This window comes from Sulfuricella sp. T08, assembly GCF_000971475.1.
GTDB lineage: Bacteria > Pseudomonadota > Gammaproteobacteria > Burkholderiales > Sulfuricellaceae > Sulfuricella.
The window spans coordinates 243866-263040 of the sequence record NZ_DF967539.1; the positions used below are offsets into that span (position 1 = coordinate 243866).

General features: G+C 57.2%; 17 protein-coding genes. 15 read left to right on the plus strand and 2 right to left on the minus strand.

All coding sequences use genetic code 11. The annotated features are described in order from the left end of the window. Positions 1-3: 3 nt before the first annotated feature. The 11 genes from SCT_RS10590 to SCT_RS10640 all read left to right on the plus strand — a co-directional run bounded on the left by SCT_RS10590 (position 4) and on the right by SCT_RS10640 (position 12066). Positions 4-1233, plus strand: coding sequence for a sialidase family protein (locus SCT_RS10590; protein WP_059422689.1), 1230 nt, complete (start codon positions 4-6; stop codon positions 1231-1233). Further along, complete coding sequence (locus SCT_RS10595; protein ID WP_059422691.1) at positions 1233-1718, plus strand: hypothetical protein; 486 nt, start codon at positions 1233-1235, stop codon at positions 1716-1718. Before SCT_RS10590 ends, SCT_RS10595 begins: the two co-directional genes overlap by 1 nt. A 263-nt stretch (positions 1719-1981) precedes the next feature. Further along, positions 1982-4270, plus strand: a complete 2289-nt coding sequence (locus tag SCT_RS10600; protein WP_082098297.1) for a TonB-dependent receptor — start codon at positions 1982-1984, stop codon at positions 4268-4270. 24 nt (positions 4271-4294) lie between these two features. Beyond that, positions 4295-5191, plus strand: a complete 897-nt coding sequence (locus tag SCT_RS10605; RefSeq protein ID WP_059422699.1) for a hypothetical protein — start codon at positions 4295-4297, stop codon at positions 5189-5191. Continuing rightward, positions 5191-6243: a 4Fe-4S binding protein gene (locus tag SCT_RS10610; protein WP_059422792.1), complete on the plus strand. Its 1053-nt coding sequence runs from the start codon at positions 5191-5193 to the stop codon at positions 6241-6243. Before SCT_RS10605 ends, SCT_RS10610 begins: the two co-directional genes overlap by 1 nt. Then, positions 6236-6907 (plus strand): sulfite exporter TauE/SafE family protein, encoded by a 672-nt coding sequence (locus tag SCT_RS10615; protein ID WP_059422701.1) that lies wholly within the window; start codon positions 6236-6238, stop codon positions 6905-6907. Before SCT_RS10610 ends, SCT_RS10615 begins: the two co-directional genes overlap by 8 nt. 31 nt (positions 6908-6938) lie before the next feature. Further along, complete coding sequence (locus SCT_RS10620) at positions 6939-7607, plus strand: energy transducer TonB (protein WP_059422707.1); 669 nt, start codon at positions 6939-6941, stop codon at positions 7605-7607. Between the two features lie 12 nt (positions 7608-7619). Next, positions 7620-8276: a MotA/TolQ/ExbB proton channel family protein gene (locus SCT_RS10625; protein WP_059422710.1), complete on the plus strand. Its 657-nt coding sequence runs from the start codon at positions 7620-7622 to the stop codon at positions 8274-8276. A 4-nt stretch (positions 8277-8280) separates the two neighbouring features. After that, positions 8281-8721 (plus strand): biopolymer transporter ExbD, encoded by a 441-nt coding sequence (locus tag SCT_RS10630; RefSeq protein ID WP_059422712.1) that lies wholly within the window; start codon positions 8281-8283, stop codon positions 8719-8721. A gap of 179 nt (positions 8722-8900) precedes the next feature. Then, positions 8901-11171, plus strand: a complete 2271-nt coding sequence (locus tag SCT_RS10635) for a TonB-dependent siderophore receptor (protein WP_059422714.1) — start codon at positions 8901-8903, stop codon at positions 11169-11171. Between the two features lie 136 nt (positions 11172-11307). Further along, the gene (locus SCT_RS10640) at positions 11308-12066 is read left to right on the plus strand and encodes an energy transducer TonB (protein WP_059422717.1); all 759 of its coding nucleotides are present in this window, start codon (positions 11308-11310) and stop codon (positions 12064-12066) included. Here the strand turns inward: SCT_RS10640 and SCT_RS10645 are convergent. Next, positions 12039-13262, minus strand: coding sequence for a murein transglycosylase A (locus tag SCT_RS10645; protein ID WP_059422794.1), 1224 nt, complete (start codon positions 13260-13262; stop codon positions 12039-12041). The two genes, SCT_RS10640 and SCT_RS10645, sit on opposite strands and share 28 nt — an antisense overlap. Before the next feature lie 260 nt (positions 13263-13522). Then, a complete protein-coding gene (apaG, locus tag SCT_RS10650; RefSeq protein WP_059422721.1) occupies positions 13523-13906 on the minus strand; it encodes a Co2+/Mg2+ efflux protein ApaG in 384 nt (127 codons plus the stop codon). Between the two features lie 162 nt (positions 13907-14068). On the opposite strand from apaG, the gene rpe reads away from it, so the two are divergent. The 4 genes from rpe to SCT_RS10670 all read left to right on the plus strand — a co-directional run bounded on the left by rpe (position 14069) and on the right by SCT_RS10670 (position 18633). After that, entirely contained in the window at positions 14069-14755 is a 687-nt protein-coding gene (gene rpe, locus SCT_RS10655) for a ribulose-phosphate 3-epimerase (protein ID WP_059422723.1), read from the plus strand. 123 nt (positions 14756-14878) lie between these two features. After that, complete coding sequence (locus SCT_RS10660) at positions 14879-15565, plus strand: phosphoglycolate phosphatase (protein ID WP_059422728.1); 687 nt, start codon at positions 14879-14881, stop codon at positions 15563-15565. Between the two features lie 136 nt (positions 15566-15701). Continuing rightward, entirely contained in the window at positions 15702-17174 is a 1473-nt protein-coding gene (gene trpE, locus SCT_RS10665; protein WP_059422734.1) for an anthranilate synthase component I, read from the plus strand. Between the two features lie 166 nt (positions 17175-17340). Further along, a complete protein-coding gene (locus tag SCT_RS10670) occupies positions 17341-18633 on the plus strand; it encodes a site-specific integrase (RefSeq protein ID WP_059422737.1) in 1293 nt (430 codons plus the stop codon). Positions 18634-19175: the final 542 nt, after the last annotated feature.

Here is a 19175-nt window from a genome sequence, read left to right on the forward strand (position 1 = left end):
GGAATGAACAAAATCGCATTTGGCCTGCTGCTTGCCGTGATGAACCTGGCGGGTTGGGTTCAGGCCGCAGACCAGACCGCCCACGCAGAGCATGGCGCGCCACCTTCTCTTCAGGACAGGGAAAAAATGTGGAAGGCGATGCTGGCCAAGCCGTCGCTCGCGGTTTCCGCCGCATTCGACGAGAAGGGGGGGCTGTGGCGGGCATCGGTGCGGGATGGGTATGTTTCGGTGGATTTTTCCGGCGATAACGGAAAATCGTGGGGCCAGCCAGTCAAGGTAAATGCCGAGGCGGAGAACATCGCCGCGGATGGCGAAAATCGTCCCAAGATCCTCGTCAGGAAAGAGGTCGTCTACATTTCCTATACTCAGGCGCTGGAAAAGCCGATGACCGGCGATATTCGCTTCAGTCGCTCGCTGGATGGCGGCAAGACATTCTCCGCTCCGCTCACCGTCAACGACAACCGGGAAATAATCAGCCATCGGTTCGAGGCGCTGGAGGTGAACGACCGGGGGCAGGTTTTTCTCGCCTGGCTGGATAAACGCGATTTGAGCGCTGCCATCAGGAAAGGCGAGAAATATACCGGGGTAGGCGTTTATTACGCAGTGTCCGACGATGGCGGCGCAAACTTTCATTCCAATGCCAAGGCCGCCGACCATTCCTGCGAGTGCTGCCGCGTAGCAATGGCGCTGGATGCCGATGGTACGCCGGTGGTTTTCTGGCGCCATGTGTACGGCAAGAACGAGCGCGACCATGCCATGTTGCGGCTGGATGGCAAATCCTCGCCGATCCGCGTCAGCTACGACCGATGGGAAGTGGATGCTTGTCCGCATCACGGTGGCGCGCTGTCTGTCGCATCTGATGGCGTCCATCATTTCGTCTGGTTCGACAATGCGCCCGAGCGGCATGGGCTGTTTTATGCCAATTCTACCGATCGGGGCAAAACATTTTCCACGCCGTTGAATTTCGGCAATTTCGAGGCGCAGGCCGGTCATCCATATGTGCTGAGTGTCGGCAAATCCGTGCATATAGTCTGGAAAGAATTCGACGGACAGAACTCGGTCATCAGGGGGATGTCCTCCGCCGACGGCGGCAAGTCGTGGTCTCCGCCTCGCCAGATTGCTGCAACCACCGGCGCTTCGGATCATCCCCTGCTAATAGCCGACGGTACTCAACCCTATCTGTCGTGGAACACCGCCAAGGAAGGCTTCCGACTGATAGGGATGGAACTGTAATGCGGCGACTCCTATGTTTGGCAATGGCTGTGCTGTCGATGCTGACCCTTCCCGCGGCGGCGCAAGAGCTCAAGCCCTTTGTCGCCGGTAGCATGAAGGAAATTACCGCAGCCCGGCAGGGCAAGCCATTCATCTTGGGTATGTGGTCGCTGACCTGCACCCATTGCCGGGAAGAATTCGCCTTGCTGTCCAGCCTGGTAAAAAAGCATCCCGATCTTGATCTGGTACTGGTTGCTACCGATACGCCGGAAGAGGGCGAAGAAATCGGCACCACGCTGCGGCAATCCGGGCTCGGAGGGGCGCAAGCCTGGGTTTTTGCTGACCCTTTTGCGGAACGCCTGCGCTTCGAGATCGACCCCAAATGGCATGGCGAACTGCCACGCACTTATCTTTACGATCCTTCCCACAAGGCCTTGGCTTTCAGCGGCAAGCTCGATGGCCTGCAGTTAGGGCAATGGCTGAAGAAATACTACTCTCGTCGCTAACGTCACTAATTTCTCCCCGCCTCACCGCTGAATATCCGGCGTTTTTTTGCACTTCAACTTCGTCCGGCAATTTGGCCGGGTGTGTCAACTCACGCAACTGCGCCAAATGGCACCGCATTGATCTGCATCAACCTATTGTTTTTCAAAGCATGCGTTGATGGCATGAAGGTTGCTGATTAAATCCCCTGTCTAAATTGAAGATAAGAACATCCTTATATCTGGGTGTCGCAAATTTACACATTGTCAAAGGGGAGTAGTTGAAGATGAAACAAAGGAATTATTTATTGCAGCGGTTAATCGTGGGAATTTGCGCCGGTATGGCGGGTAGTGCCTGGAGCGCCGAAGTTGGCCAGGATGCCGCTCAAACCATGAAGGAGGTGGTGGTGACTTCCACTACTATCGACGACCGCTTTGAATTCAAGCGCGACGAGCCGTCGAGCATCAGCGTGATCAGCGGTAAGGAGGTGGATGATGCTCACATCGAGAACGTCATCCAGGTGTTGCGCTCCATCCCTGGGGTGACGGCTGACTTGTCCAGTGGCGACGAGATCAAGATCAAGCTACGGGGCATTGAAAACCAGCGCTATATGGGCGAGAAGCCGGGTGTGGCGATCGTGATCGATGGTGTGCCGGTGTTCGAACGCACCGGCAAGGTCAATATTGACCTCGACAACATTGAATCGATCAAGGTAATCAAGGGGGGTGCCTCCTACCTGTTCGGCGAAGACGCGCTTTCCGGAGCAGTGATCATCACCACCAAGCGTGGCGCCAAGTATGCCGGTGCAACTGTAAGCATGGAAGCCGGTTCGTGGGGTTACGAGAAACAGATGGCGCGAGTGGGATTCTCTGGTGAGAAAGGCAACGGCCACATCCAAGCCTCGCACCGCTACGGCGATGACTATTATTTCCAGTCGTCTTACAAGACGGATTATCTCAATGGCAATTTCAATCTTTATCTATCCGATACCAGTGATCTGACTTTCGGCTTCGAAAAATCAGACCGTAGCAAGGATAAGCACGGTTCGGTAAAAGGGGTGACTCAGGCCGAATTGGACCCACAAGGCGTGCTCGGGCGTGACTATACCCGCAAGTATGCTGTCGATCTGCAGAAGCTCAATCTGACCTATTCCAATAATTACGATCCCAGGAGCAATATTCTCCTGATGGGCTACGAATACCGAGACCACACGAATTTCCTGTCGGCACCCCAGTCGCTCTATACCAACGGAACCAGCGTGTTGCCGAGCGACCCAGGTTACTACGATGCCTACACTACTCTCAACAACTGGCAGCAGGTACAACGCGGCGCCAAGGGCGAGTGGCGTTCCTCGACCGGCAATGTCGGCTGGCTGGCCGGGCTGGATTTGCGCCGCAATGAATATCAGCAGTTGAACAAGGCCGGGGTGGATTATTGCAGCCGCAAGCAGGGCGCGGCCTGCGCGCCGGGCGCTTCAGTGACGGCTGGCACCATCATGACTGATGACAGTACCGACGAGTCGGTCAACGGTGCTTATGGTGAGGTCAAGTTCAGGCCGGCCACCGACTGGACACTGACTTTCAACGGGCGCTACGATGAACTGGGACTGGATTATTCCGCCAAGCCGGGTAAAGACAACGGCTATGTCGCGATTAACCGTTCTAAATCGTTTCAGAACAGTTCTTGGCGGGCTGGGGCGAATTATGCGCTTAAAAGCAACATGGACGTCTATGGCAATCTTTCCACCGGCTTCCGCACGCCGACCGTCGACCAGCTTTATCGCGGCTCGCTTTCCCCGTCAAGCGGCAAAACGGCAAACAACGAAAACCTGAGACCTGAGGAATCGCTCAACCTTGAGTTTGGTCTGCGTACCAAGACCGAATGGTTCGGCATTGAAATGGATGCGGATGCTTCGATATTTCAGATTGACCGCAAGGACTACATCATGGCCACCACCGGCCAGTATGCCGGATCGAGCCCAACGATTCAGGAGATGTACGATAACATCGGCGGTGTACGCAACCGTGGCTTCGAGCTAGCTCTGAAGAGCGACCGGAAGCGTGAATATGCCTTCGATCTGGCGTACAGCTACATCGATGCCTACTTCACCAAATACGATAACTTCTACCAGGTGCTCGGCAGTATTTATGCAACCAATCCTACCATGGCGCACTTCAATAATACCGGCAGGACGGTACCGCGGGTACCTTCTAATCAGATCAATCTGACTGGTCACTGGCAACCCTCCAGCCAGTTCCACCTCGGCCTGGAAATGGATACCAAGTCCTGGGCCTGGGCGGATGAGATCAACCAGGAAAAACTGCCTGGCCGCACGCTGTTCAACTTGCTGGCCAACTACGATATCAGGGAAAAAGGGTTCCTGAGTGCCAAGTGGTCCTTGTTCGCACGGGTAGACAACCTGTTTGACCGTAAGTACTGGGTCACTGCACGCGGCACCAACGACCAGGCCAATTACATTACCGGGGCTTACGACAACATTTACAACGCCAACGACCTTTCCATCGTGGTCGGCCGGCCGCGCACCTGGTATGCCGGCGTATCGGCAGCCTTTTAAGCAACCAGGAACAGGAGAGCATTCATGCAAAGACCAATCAACCTGATCCTGTCGGTAACCCTGATGCTGGCCTGCGCCTCTGGCGTGGCGGATGGAAGGCCTGCGGGAAACCCGGCTTCTGCCGCTGCCGGCCAAGGCAAATGGCAGGGGCGGGAATGGACAAAATACCCGCTGCTCACGCCGATGATGGGCAGGGGTGGCGACCGCGCGGTGGCGAAGCTGGCGGTGAAGAACCTCCAGCCAGCTGAACTGGAGGTGTTCGCCGCGGAGGGGCCGGTCGATCGCCTGCGCCGCCAGATTCCTGTCACTCCGGAGGGAACCCAGATCGAGGCGGTGACGCCAAAGATCGGCAACTACCACTGGGTGAGCGCGCGAGAGGAGGCGGAAGGGAAGGTGACGGTGGCCTCCACCACCTACTTCTTCGGCAACCCCGGCGCGGCGCCGACCGCATTGCTGCTTAAGCCGAAATACGAGCTGGAGATTATTCCCCAGCCGCTGCCGCGCGAGCACGGCGCCTACCGTGAAAGCGACAAATGGAAGTTCCTGTTGCGCTTCAATGGCCAGCCACTGGCCAACAAGGAGCTCAAGCTGGAGACCGAGTTCGGCACCAAAACCGCCTTTACCAGCGATGCGCAAGGGATGGTGACGGTGCTGTTCCCGTTGGACTTCAAGCCGGCCGACCCTGCCAAGGCGCACGACCACCACATGGGTCCGCGCAAGGGTAAATTCGTGCTGGCAGCGGAGCATGATGAAGGCGGCACGCATTATCTGACCGCTTTCAACTATGCCTATTCGCCCGACGCCACCACCGGCAAGAATCTGTTGGCGGGGGCCGGCTTCGGCGTTTTCGGTATGCTGCTCGCCGCGCCCCTGCTGCGCCGGAAGAAAGCCAATAACAAAAATAGCGTTAAGGGGGCATGATGTTTAAATCGATTTTTCCAACTCTAGGCCGTTTCCGGCTGTTCATTCAGATCGCCATGCTGCTGCTGACCGTCTATGGATCCAATGTGGTCGGCTTCTATATGGCGGAGAAGATTTCAAACGCTTTGCCTGCTCTCTCCTGTGCCTTCGACCAGCAGAACGGCTCTTATTGCGTGCTGATCCCTACCCAGCACCAGTTGCACCACCGTGTCGGCGAAGCACTGGTCAAGGCCCAGCAGTTCACCTTCCAGATGGTGTTGCCGCTACTGTTCACCCTGCTTACTTTCTTCACCTTCTTCGTGGTGCTGAGCAAGGTGTTTTGCGGCTGGATCTGTCCGCTCGGCACGATCCAGGAGTTGATTAACAAGCTCGGGCGGCGGCTCAACCTGCCCCTGCGCCGTTTCGAGGACGGCAGTGTGAGCAAGGTGCGGCCGGTGAAGTGGCTGGTGCTGATCGTGCTGGTACTGGCTCTGCCGCTGCTGGCCGGGCTGGGGGTAACTCCCCATGCTACCGGCGATGCTTACTGCCAGGTTTGCCCGTCGCGTCTCGCCACCACCTTGCTGACTGCCAATACCGAACAACTGGCGATCCGCACTGGCAGCACACTGGATTTTGTTTTCGGCGCCATTGCCAACACCCTGTTTGGTTTCATCCTGGTGGCGGCGTTAGCGGTGCGTCAGCCGTTCTGCCGCATCTGCCCGATGCTGTCGTTCAACGCGACTTTTCAGCGTTTGTCGCCGATGCGGCTGGTGAAAAAGCAGCACGACAAGTGCGACAAGTGCGGCATATGCGCCAAGGCCTGCCCGATGGACATCCACGAGATTGCCCGCGAGCATGGTTCCAAGGCATTCCACGAGGATTGCACACTATGCGGGCGCTGCGTCGAGTTCTGCCCGGATGACGACGTGATCCAGATGAAGTGGGGGCCGATCGCGCTGTTCAGTTCCAGCCGCGAGTACTACAAGCGGCGCATGAAGGGCGAGATGCCGGATGGTACGATCAAGGCCGCCGCAGTATCGCGCAAGCCAGAATCCGGGGTGGAGAATGCTTGATGTCATCATGTCCGGCGGCACTGCGCCCCTGTTACCCGAGACCATCAGCCTGTTTTCTGTCTGGCTGCTGGGCGTTTCCATGGGATTGACCGCATGTACCGTCACCTGTTTGCCGTTCATGGGCACCTGGGTACTGGGGCGCGGCGGCAGTAACCGCGAGGCGCTGTTCGATACTGGTGTCTTCGTGCTCGGTCGGATAACGGCTTATAGCCTGCTCGGCGGACTGGCCGGGGCGCTCGGTGTGTGGCTGACCCATGCCCTGAGCGGCGGTGTGGGCAATGCCTTCATCGGTGCCGCCAGCCTGGGTGCCGGCATCTGGCTGCTGCTGCCTGCGCGGCGTAAGGCAGCATGCGGCGCGGCGCAACGGGGGGCGGGCGCCCCGCCATTTTTGCTGGGCTTTTCCCTGAGCATGACGCCGTGCGCGCCACTGGCCTCTCTTCTGGCAGTGTGCGCGCTGTCCGGCGGCACTTTGTCCGGCGTTGGTTATGGATTGTCTTTCGGTTTGGGCGCGGCACTCACCCCGCTGCTGGTTATTGTGCCCCTGCTGAGTTTGTTCGGACGCAATCTGCGCGAGGGGCGGCAGTGGCTGGGAAAATGGCTGCGCTGGGGAGCGGCAGTTGTATTGATCGCGATCGGGTTGCGCCGTTTGATTATGTTATTCTAGGCGACATTTTGGATCGTATTTGGAATACGCAATGATGCAAGTCGAATCCGACCGGGAGTGGCCGCGTTGGCTACCCTCGTTCGGTCTGGTCGTTCTCCTGCATGTGACGGTATGGTGGGGATACACTCATTTCAAGAGCGAGCTCATTCCGCCTCGGCCCCTGCCGGTGGTGCAGGTTTCGCTGATCGCACCGCCCGCCCCCCTGGAACCGAAGGTGGTTCCGCTGCAGCCCCCGCCACCCAAAGTGGAGCGGCAGCCGAAACCGGTTGTGAAGAAAGCGGTTTCGGCACCGACACCGGTTCCGGTGATGCAGCCGGTCGTGGAACATGCGCAACAGCAGGCGCCAGTGGCGATCGCGCAGCCATCTCCGCCAGTTCCATCCCCCCCCGCGCCGCCTGCACCCGAGCCGGTGCTGGAGTTACCACGCTATAATGCCGCCTACCTCAGCAACCCGCCGCCGGCCTATCCGCTGGCGGCGCGGCGGCGCGGCATCGAGGGAACGGTGCTGGTGCGCGCCGAAATTTCGGCTGGTGGCGAGTGTCAACGTGCCGAGCTGAAAAAAACCAGCGGTCATGAAATGCTCGATCATGCCGCGCTGGAAGCTGTGAAGAAGTGGCGTTTCATGCCCGCCAAGCGGGGCAGCCAGGCGGTTGTTGCCTGGGTCGAGGTGCCGATTACGTTTAAACTCGAAAATAATTAAACAGGATTGTTCATGCCCCATTTTTCTTCGTCGGATATTGTAGTCATCACGCTGTGGGTTCTGGCCGTGTTCTCGGTTGTGACCTGGACCCTGATCGTCGTCAAGGGGTGGGCGCAATGGCGTTTGTCACAGGAAAACAAGCGGTTTAGCCAGACATTCTGGAATGCAAAAGGCTTGCGTGAAGCGGAGCAGGCTGCCACCACCGCTGCCGGGCCGCTGGCGCGTCTCGCGCTATGCGGATTCACTGCGTTGCGCGACATGCACAAGGGCGGTGAACAGAATCTGCAGCACAGCGGCGATCAGCAGGACATCCTGGAGCGCTGCCTGCGCCAGCAGGTGCAGAAGGAACAGAATCGGCTCGACAGCGGCCTGATGGTGCTGGCGAGCATCGGCTCCACCGCGCCTTTCGTCGGTCTGTTCGGCACGGTGTGGGGCATCATGCACGCGCTGCAGGACATCAGCAAAAGCGGTTCCGCCGGGCTGGACGTAGTGGCTGGCCCGATTGGCGAGGCGCTAATCGCCACCGCCCTCGGCATCGCCACCGCCATCCCCGCTGTGCTGGCCTACAATTACGGCTTACGCCGTACCCGGTTGTACGTGGCGGAGATGGAGGATTTCACTACCGATTTCCTGCACTTGGCGATGAAGTCAGGATTTAAGGTGGAGTAAGGCGATGGGACTGCACAGCCGTTCAGAACAGACCGCGATGAGCGAGATCAACGTCACTCCACTGGTGGATGTGATGCTGGTACTGCTGATCGTGTTTATCGTCACCGCACCGCTCCTGATGCAGGCGGTCAAGGTCAATCTGCCCAAGACCGCGGCGGTGTCGCCGATGAAACAGACCAAAACCATCCAGATGGCAATTGACGCCCAAGGTGGTGTGTTCATCGACCAGCGCCTGATCCACTTCGATACGCTGGAGGCCGAACTGAAAAAGATCGCCGCCCAGGATAGCGACTCCAATGTTCAGCTGCACGCCGACGAAAGCGTGCGCTATGGCCGTGTCGCCCAGGTGCTGGCACTACTGCAGCGCGTCGGCATCACCAAGCTGGCTTTCGTCACCACTCCCAGCGGCAAGGTGCCGGCTCCGGAAGAAAATCACAAGCAGTAACCCAGCAGGGCATTCTGCCCAATCCACTCCTCGATCTGCGTCTTTTGCCACACCCTGTGCGAAATTGCACAGGACGGGCTGTCTGCTCCCACTGATTCGTAAAGGTTTTTTTCTGGCACATGGATTGCATTAGCAAGTGGCTATTTGCTTGTTCAATTCATAAGAAGGGAATCATAAAAATGACGTTCAAACCCCGTATTCTTGCTGCCTCGCTGGCTGCGATCATGCCGTATCACTTTGCGCTGGCTGCCGATGAAGCACAGCCGACGAAACTGGAAGAAGTCGTCGTCAGCGCCTCGAAAATCGACACCCAGCAAGCTTTCGGCGCTTCCAGTTTAGGTGAGGCAAGTCTTGCCCCCATGCGGTCTTCCACCAGCGATGCTGCCAGCCTCCTCAGGGATGTGCCCGGTGTCAGCCTTTATGGTGCCGGTGGCGTTTCCAGCCTGCCAGTGATTCAAGGTCTGGCCGATGACCGTCTGCGCATCAAGGTCAATGGCATGGATCTGATTTCTGCCTGCGCAAACCACATGAATCCACCGCTTTCCTACATTGATCCATCCAACGTGGGCAGTATCCAGGTATTTTCCGGCATCACGCCGGTGAGCGTGGGTGGTGACAGCATTGGCGGCACCATTCTGGCGAATTCTCCGGCACCAGAGTTTGCCGCAGCAGGGCAGGGAACGCTGCTCAAAGGGCAGGTCGGCGGTTTTTATCGCAGCAACGGTAATGCTACGGGCGGCAATCTTTCGGCCACGGTCGCGAGCGAAAAGCTGAGCATGACGTATAGCGGTTCAACCGTGGAGTCCGGCAATTACAAGGCTGGTGGGGACTTCAAGCCGGCAGGGCTGGCTTTCATAAAAGGCAGTAATTCTTATGTAAATTCGACGAAATGGCTGCCGGGCAATGAGGTTGGGTCGTCCATGTATAAATCGACGAATCAGTCCATCGGTTTTGCGCTGCGCCATGAAAACCATCTGGTTGAACTCAAGCTGGGATTCCAGGACATCCCCTATCAAGGCTACCCGAATCAGCGCATGGACATGACCGGCAATGACAGCGAACAGGTCAATCTGCGCTATACCGGCCAATACGACTGGGGCACCCTGCAAGTGCGAGCATATAATGAACATACCCGGCATAAGATGAACTTCCTCGAGGACAAGGCATTCTGGTACAAGAGTGCAACCCAAACGATACCCGCACCCGGCATGCCGATGGATACGGAAGGGCGGAATACGGGCGCTCTGGTCAAGGCAGACATTGTTCTTTCCGAGCGCGACATTCTCAGGGTGGGTGGCGAAGCCCAGCGTTACCGTCTGAATGACTGGTGGGACGCGTCCGGTAATGGCGGAATGTCACCGAACACATTCTGGAACATCAACGATGGCCAGCGCGATCGTTACGCCGCCTTCGCCGAATGGGAGGCTCGCTGGACTCCGCAATGGCTCAGTCAGTTCGGGGTGCGTAGCGAAACGGTGAAGATGGATACGGGCACGGTGCAGGGCTATAACACTGGCGCCACGTATTTGGCAGATGCAACAAAATTTAACACCAGCGACCGCAGTCGTACTGACAACAACTGGGACATGACCGCACTAGCGCGCTATACGGCGGATAGCAGCAAAACTTACGAGTTTGGCTATGCCCGGAAAACGCGTTCGCCCAACCTCTATGAGCGCTATAGCTGGTCAACTGGCGGCATGGCCATGAACATGGTCAACATGAATGGCGATGGTAATGGCTACGTGGGCAACCTGGATCTGAAGCCGGAAGTTGCGAATACCATCAGCGCCACCGCCGACTGGCATGATACCGAGCAGCAGAATTGGGGACTAAAGGTCACGCCTTACTACACCTACGTCCAGGACTACATCAATGCGCGGCGTTGCAGTTCTTCAAATACGAACTGCGGCCTGGCAAACCAGACCGCGACGACAGGTTTTGTTTTCCTCCAGTTTGTTAACCAGGACGCTCGCCTCTACGGCCTGGATGTTTCCGGTTATTTCCCGCTGGCCAAAAACACCGGCTATGGCAGCTTCACGGCGACCGGCATGTTGAATTACGTCAACGGAAAGACCACGAGCGGCACGGACGACAATCTCTACAATATGATGCCGCTGAACGCGAAACTGGCCGTAGTGCAACGCCTGGGTAGCTGGACCAACACTGTAGAGGCCCAGTTTGTGGATGCCAAGGATGACGTATCGCAAATTCGCAACGAGCTTAAAACCGCAGGCTACGGCTTGCTGAATCTGCGCAGCGGCTATACGTGGAAAAAGGCACGGTTCGATGTGGGTGTGGAGAATGTCTTCAATAGGCTCTACAACTATCCGTTGGGTGGGGCCTATGTGGGACAAGGAACGACGATGCCCCCAGGAGTCGCTCCTTACGGAATCGCTGTTCCAGGCATGGGGCGTTCGATCTATGCCGGCGTAACCGTGAAGTTCTGAGGTTGTCAAAAGGGAGCGCAGCACTCAGCTAATCGCGAATGTTGTCCTCGCACATGGGCGCTTTAGCCCATATTTAAAGGGTGGCCTAGCGCCTCCCTTTTTTATTCCGGCTACTGCCGTTTATACTTGCGACGGTATGACCGAATTTAACCCTAAAGGACCCCGATCCGCTACGAGCCATGAAACCGGCTCGTGCGAGATCGTATGCCCCACCCCCATCAAACTTGGCGACCTCGATGCAGTGGATCGCTTCGTCTTGGCGCTGGCTGCTTCCCTGGTATTGCATCTTGCATTGATCCTTGGCGTTCAGATTAAAGCGGCGCAGCAGTCAGGAAAGGCGCAGTCAGCCATGGAGGTGCGGATAGAGCGGCAGGCAGGGGAAGTCAGCAGTGTGGCACTTTCAACCGGCGATCCCTCTGTTGTCCAGGTGACGAATGAGAGTAAGACTGCAGAGCCGGTGCGCGATCAGAAGGAAGTGCCGCCACCTGCCATGCCGGCTTCGCCAGCTGTAGATCAGGCCAACTCTTTGTTGCCAGCGCTGGAAGTCCCTCTGCTCGAAGATCCCACCTGGTATCCGGCCAAGCAGGTGGATGTGCATCCCACCGCGCTATATGAGATCAAGCCGGTCTACCCCGAGCAGGGTGTGGAGGGTAATGTGGTTTTGCTGCTGCTGATCGACGAGGCCGGTGCGGTGAAAGAGGCTACAGTGATGGAAGCGAACCCCGAAGGGGTTTTCGAGGAATCCGCGCTGGCAGCTTTCCGCGAGGCGCACTTCGCGCCCGCGCAAAAGAATGGCCGGGCTGTAAAAAGCCGGTTGCTGATCCGGGTGTCTTACGAGTTGAACGACCGGAAAAAACCGGCGGTGATTCAGCCGCCGTTGCCGTTGACCCCCTGACCGTTGCTGGTTGCGCCATTTTGCGGCGGCGTGTAGCCCTTGGGTAACAGCACCCACATTTTCCCGCTTTGTTTCATGCTGCCGGCCAGCTTGCCGGCGTCCTTGCCAAAGCCCCAGAAAAAATCCGCCCGCACTACGCCACGGATCGCACCGCCGGTATCCTGTGCCAGCATCAGGCGATTGAGCGGCTTCGCGCTATTCGGCCAGGTGGTGGCGAGGAACACCGGCGCACCCAGGGGGATGTGGCGCGGGTCGACGGCGATGCTGCGTCCGGCGGTGAGCGGCACACCCAAGGCGCCGAGCGGGCCAGGAAGATTATTCGGCATATCACGGAAAAAAACATAGCTGGCGTTGAGGTTGAGCAGTTCGGGAAGCTTTCCCGGATTCTGCTTGCCCCAGTCCTTGATGCCCTGCATCGAGGCCTTTTCCAGCGGCAGGTCGCCGCGCTCCACTAATGCCTTGCCGATGGATTTATAGGGATGGCCGTTCTGGTCGGCATAGCCGATGCGTAGGGTTTCGCCACTGGGCAGCGCGATTTTTCCGGAACCCTGAATTTGCAGGAAGAACAGTTCGACTGCGTCATCCACCCAATAGAGTTCCTTGCCCTTGAGCGGCGCTACACCGTTGTCGATTTCGGCGCGGTTGTAATAGGGCACCACCCGGCGACCCTCGAGCCGGCCGCGCAGCCGCAGGTTTTTCAGTTCCGGATAGACGCTGCTTAAATCCACGATCAGCAAGTCATCGGGCAAGCCGTAAAGCGGATGGCGGTAGCGCTTCGAGGGGGTACGGCTGCCATTAAGCAGCGGCTCGTAATAACCGGTGATTAGCCCTTCGGAACCGCCGTCGGGCTGCGTGGCCTGATAGGGGATGAAATATTGTTCGAAGAATTCCCGCAGGGCTGCGTTGCTCGAGGAGGCAACTCCCGTTGTTGCAACGCAGGGCGCTTGCCATGCCGGTTGTTTCTGCAGCGCGACGCAACTTTTTTTGAAAGCGTCCCAGGCGGCTGCCAGGTCTTCGTCCTGCCAGCCGGCCAGCGCCTCCCAACCGACCGACTGAAGTGGCGGCGCTACCGGGGTTGGCGGAACGACCGGAATGGCTTGCGGCGGCGCGACGGGCGGAGGAATAGGGGCCGGTTTTTCCAGCGTGGCACAGGCGGAAACCGCCAGAGTAAAAAGCAGGGCAAGTAGGTTTTTCATGGAAATATTGGATTCCGACTCGAGTTCAATGCTGAATAATCTGATAAAAAGCAGTAAATGTAGGTTGGGTTGGGCGCGGCATTTTGCGCCGTAACCCAACAAACTCAAGCTTCCTTCTAAGCACCGGTGTCGCCTGGAGGAGGCGCCTACTTTTGGGGAATGTCGCCTAGAGGCGCCTACTTTTGGTTGGGTTTGTTGGGTTACGCGATAAGGCCGCTAACCCAACCTACATGACTGTGGCTAATTGCCAAGTCTTTCCGTTAGTGCAACACGCGCGGCATGTTCAGGGAAAATTCGGCAATCGGCGCGTCGAACTTGGTGCCGTCCTCAGCCGTCATCTGGTAACTACCATGCATGGTGCCGACCGGAGTGGCGATCACGCAGCCGCTGGTGTATTCGAAGCTCTCGCCCGGCTTCAATAGCGGTTGTTCGCCGATCACGCCCAGGCCACGCACTTCCTGCACCTGATCGGTGGCATCGGTGATGACCCAGTGGCGGCTGATCAACTGGGCGGCGACGCTGCCGGTGTTGGTGATGGTGATCGTGTAGGCGAAAACGTGCCGTTCCAGATCGACGTCGGATTGATCGGGAATGAACTCGACGTGGGTTTTTACCGTAATTTCATATTTTTTGCTGTCAGCCATCTTGCTATTGCACACGAATTTGGCTTTCCGTGCAAGCACGATAGACCCGTTGCCATTAATTGGGACATACGATATTTCATTTGCGGGTAAGTTGCCGCGGATAGAAAGTCGGAGTCCTTTAGGGTAAAATCTTCACTTTTGGTTTATTAATAAGGAAGCGCCATGCCCCAATACAGAATTGCGCCAAGCATCTTGTCCGCCAACTTCGCCACACTGGGCCTGGAGGTGGATAATGTTCTCGCCGCTGGCGCCGATATCGTTCACTTCGACGTCATGGACAACCACTATGTGCCCAACCTGACCATCGGCCCGCTGGTGTGCGAGGCGCTACGCAAGCATGGCGTGACCGCACCCATCGACGTGCACCTGATGGTCAAGCCAGTAGACCGCATCATCCCCGATTTTGCCAAGGCCGGCGCTAGCTACATCACTTTCCACCCGGAAGCTTCCGAGCACGTCGACCGCACCATCGGCCTGATCAAGGAAAGCGGCTGCAAGGCCGGTCTGGTGTTCAATCCGGCCACCCCGCTGGACGTTCTGGAATACACCCTGGACAAACTCGACATGGTGCTGCTGATGTCGGTGAACCCCGGCTTCGGCGGCCAGAAATTCATTCCTTACGTCCTGGACAAGGCCCGCAAAGTTCGCCAGATGATCGACGCGCGCGGCCTGAGCGTGAGCCTGGAAATCGATGGTGGCGTCGGCCCGGGCAACATCCTGGAAGTCGCCAGGGCAGGCGTGGACACTTTCGTTGCCGGTTCCGCCGTTTTTGGCGCGGCCAAGGACAGCGATCCGCATCGCTACGATTCGATCATTGGCGCGCTGCGCGCAGAATTGGCGAAGGTTTAAAACACTAACCACAGAGGCACAGAGAAATTCAAAACCATTAAGGTTTCTTTGTATGCCGTAAATGGCTTGTTGTTTGGTCTGTTTTTCCTCTGTGCCTCTGTGACTCTGTGGTGAAATGTTTTTATGAATAAAAAATTTCCATTGCCCGTCAAGGCGGTCGTCATCGATCTCGACGGCACGCTGCTGAACACCGCCCCTGATCTCGCCGAGGCAGCGCAACGCATGCTCCGCGACCTGGAGATGCCGCCGGTCAGTCTGGAGAAAATCCGGTCCTACATCGGCAACGGCATCGCCAATCTGGTAAAGCGGGCACTCTCTGGCGAAATGTATGGCAAGCCGGATGACGCGCTTTTCGCCAAGGCCCTGCCGCTGTTCGAGAAGCATTACGACGAAGTGTTGCACCGCGAAACCCAGCCTTACCCGGGCGTTATGGAAGGGCTGAAGGCGTTGCACGACGCCGGTTACACGCTGGTTTGCATCACCAACAAGGCGCAGCGTTTCACCCTGCCGCTGCTGGAGGCGATGGGCATGAAGGATGATTTCGATCTGATTCTGTCCGGCGATAGCCTGCCGCGCAAGAAACCGGACCCACTACCGCTGCGCTATGCTGCCATTTACTACGAAGTCGAGCCCAAGGATCTGCTACTGGTGGGCGACTCCCTTAACGATAGCCAGGCTGCTCGTGCCGCCGGCTGTCCGGTGGTGCTGCTGCCTTACGGTTACAACGGCGGCAAGGATGTGCGCGAACAGGATTGCGATGCGGTGATCGACAGCCTGCCGGAACTATTGAAGCTGATTAAAAAGGCATAAGTTCATGAACCACAGAGACACAGAGGCACAGAGAACTGCGAAATCTGTTTCATGGCGATGGCGCGTCTAGTCGTCCGGGTCAATTACATGATTTTGGGTTTTTCTCTGTGCCTCTGTGTCTCTGTGGTGAACATAAATGACTGAACACGAATTCAACGCGCTTGCCGCCCAAGGCTACAATCGCATCCCGCTGGTCAGGGAAACCCTGGCTGATCTCGATACACCCTTAAGCGTTTATCTCAAGCTTGCCAATCGTCCCTATTCCTACCTGCTGGAATCGGTGGTTGGGGGTGAGCGCTTCGGTCGTTATTCCTTTATCGGCCTGCCGGCCAAAACCCGGATCAGGGTGCATGGCCACAGCGTGAGCGTCGAGAATGACGGCACAGTGCTGGAGCAGCTTGAAACCGATGACCCGCTGCAGTTTGTCCGGGATTACGTCGCGCGCATGAAAGTGTCCGAGCACCCCGGTCAGCCCCGCTTCACCGGCGGGTTGGCAGGCTACTTCGGCTACGACACCATCCGCTATATCGAGAAAAAACTGGCCCACACCGTCAAGCCGGACGTGCTGGGCACGCCGGATATCCTGCTGCTGCTGTCGGAGGAAGTTGCGGTGGTGGACAACCTGTCCGGCAAGATTTATCTGATCGTCTATGCCGATCCCGCCCTGCCCGGCGCGTATGCTCGCGGTCAGGCGCGGCTGGACGAAATGCGTAGCCAGTTGAACCAGTCAGTGAAAATCCCCGTCACGGCTTCTTATCCGCCTGCACAGGCCGAATCTGAATTCGGTGAAGACGCATTCAAACGGGCGGTTGAAAAAGCCAAGCGCTACATCTTCGACGGCGACATCATGCAGGTGGTGCTGTCCCAGCGCATGTCGCAGCCTTTCGCCGCCTCGCCGCTTTCGCTCTACCGCGCATTGCGCTCACTCAATCCCTCTCCATACATGTTCTATTACGACATGGGCGATTTCCAGGTGGTCGGCTCGTCGCCGGAAATCCTGGTGCGGCTGGAGGAGGAAACCGTTACCGTGCGTCCGATTGCAGGCACCCGTCCGCGCGGCAAGAACCGCGAAGAGGACGAGGCGCTGGCCGCCGATTTGCTGGCCGACCCCAAGGAACTGGCAGAACACCTGATGCTGATGGACCTGGGTCGCAACGATGCAGGGCGCGTTGCCCAAACTGGTTCGGTCAAGGTCACCGAGAACATGGCCATCGAGCGTTACTCCCATGTCATGCACATCGTCTCCAACGTCGAAGGCAAGCTGAAGAACGGCCTGAATGCGATGGACGTGCTGCGCGCCACTTTCCCGGCAGGCACCGTGTCCGGTGCACCCAAGGTGCGTGCGATGGAAATCATCGACGAACTGGAGCCGACCAAGCGCGGCATATACGCCGGCGCAGTGGGCTATCTCGGCTTCAACGGCGACATGGATCTGGCGATCGCCATCCGTACCGCGGTGGTCAAGGATGGCACGCTCTACGTCCAGGCGGGAGCGGGTATCGTCGCCGACTCGGTGGCAGACAGCGAATGGACAGAAACCCGCAACAAGGCCCGTGCCGTGCTGCGCGCTGCAGAGCTGGCGCTGGGCGGGTTGGGCGGAGGGGAATGACATGCTGCTGATGATCGACAATTATATTTGTTAACCAAATATCTCCGGCGGTATCCTGCAATCATTGCAAACAATAGGTTATACAGATAATACGGAATTAAATAACCTAGGCTATCCTGCTAAATGGTGGTAAATTGGTGGTAAATATTCGATTGCCACCACCCTGATGAAGTCCACCAAGACCCTCACCCACTCCGCGATCCTCGGCGCAAAGCCTAAGGACAAGCCCTATAAGCTGTCTGACGCCGACCGCCTGTACGTACTGGTCACGGTGGCTGGAAAGAAGTATTGGAAGTGGAATTACCGGCTGGACGGTAAAGACTGCACATACACGCTCGGCACATTTCCGGATGTAGGGCTATCCGAGGCCCGTGAACGACGCATAGCCATCGAGAAGTTGGTTCAGCAAGGCATCCACCCCTCAGACTTCGACGATGATCAACGGCTCATGGCCAAGGCGGAAAAGGCAGCAACTTTCTGGTCAGTGGCGGAGGAGTGGATCAGCGGCAATAAGATCAAGTGGACGCCGAATTACCTGACGCAAGTTGAGACCTTTATGCGGAGGTATGTACGGGACGCGGCTATTGGGAGCCGTCCCATTCGGCAGATCACGACCGCAGAAATTTATGAACTAGTTACCGGCGTCGCAAAGCGCAGCGAGTGCAAAGGTGGCGAACGGAAGGCGACAGGTTCGCCTACGTTGGCGATCATGCTTCGCCAGTGGTCTGGGGCGGTCTTCCGACTAGCGATAGTCTCTGGGCGAGCCGAGCGGAACCCTGTGGCTGACCTAAAGGCCAGCGATGTGATTGTCCGCCAGAAGGTAAAAAACAATCGGGCTTTGAGCGTCCCAGAGCTTCGGGAATTCCTCAAGGCGCTAATGGCTTTCACAGGCCAGCGCACGACCGGCATTGCCATTGAACTGCTGATGCTTACGTTCGTTCGCACCACGGAACTGAGAGCAGCTACCTGGGGCGAGTTCGATCTGAATAACGCCGTCTGGACGATTCCCGCATCCCGCATGAAGATTAAGAATGCTGGGGACCATGTGGTTCCGCTCTCCTCACAAGCTGTGACTCTCCTACGCGAGTTACGGGAGATTGTGGGCACCCCCAAGACTGGCCCGCACTGGTTGTTTCCAAACTATCGGCGTGAATCTGATTGCATGACAGCCACAACGATCAACCGTGCTTTGGAACGCATGGGATTCAACGGGAAAAACTCCATCGGGTTCTCGGGGCACGGCTTCCGTGGCACGGCATCAACGATTCTGCACGAGATTGGCTACCGACCAGAGGTCATCGAAGTCCAGTTGGCGCACAAGGAGCGGAATGCCGTGAAAGCTGCGTACAACAAGGCTCAGTACATGGCAGATCGTATAGCCATGATGGAGCAATGGGCAGGCTACATCGGTAGCCTCCAGGCAGATGGTAAGGCCGTACCGTTGAAGACCGGGATTTGATAGTAATAAAAGATTTTTGCACGCGCTCAGCTCTTGAATTCTGAGTCAGAAATTGTTATCCTTTTGCAGCAGTAAATATCCGTTGCAATGGAGTGCATGGGGGACGAGTTCCCTCGGATAGTCAGCCATGGGTAACCCGCAATGGGTTACGGAAATTGGCAGGTTAGCACTCCGGTCACGGAACTCCCCAATGAGTTTCTACCGAATCGGCAGCAGACGCTTTAACGCGGCTCGTCTATGAAACTTAATTAGGGAAATTATTATGTCGGTAACAATCAACGGCAAGCCGCTTATTCGGGCTACACCATCCAAGAAGTCCAAGTCTGGACATACTCGACCTAGGCGATACCAAGGATCGCTAAACGAACCAGGCAGATTCCGTGTGGCAAATTGGCTGTTCCTCTTGGCCATCTCGCACAGCGCATTTTATGCGCGGTTGAAGCACTACCTGTTAATTTGCGCCGAATATTGACCCGGGATTTGCACTGAAAATTGACCCACCCGATAAGCCACAGTATGGCTCAAGTTACAGATGGATTTCT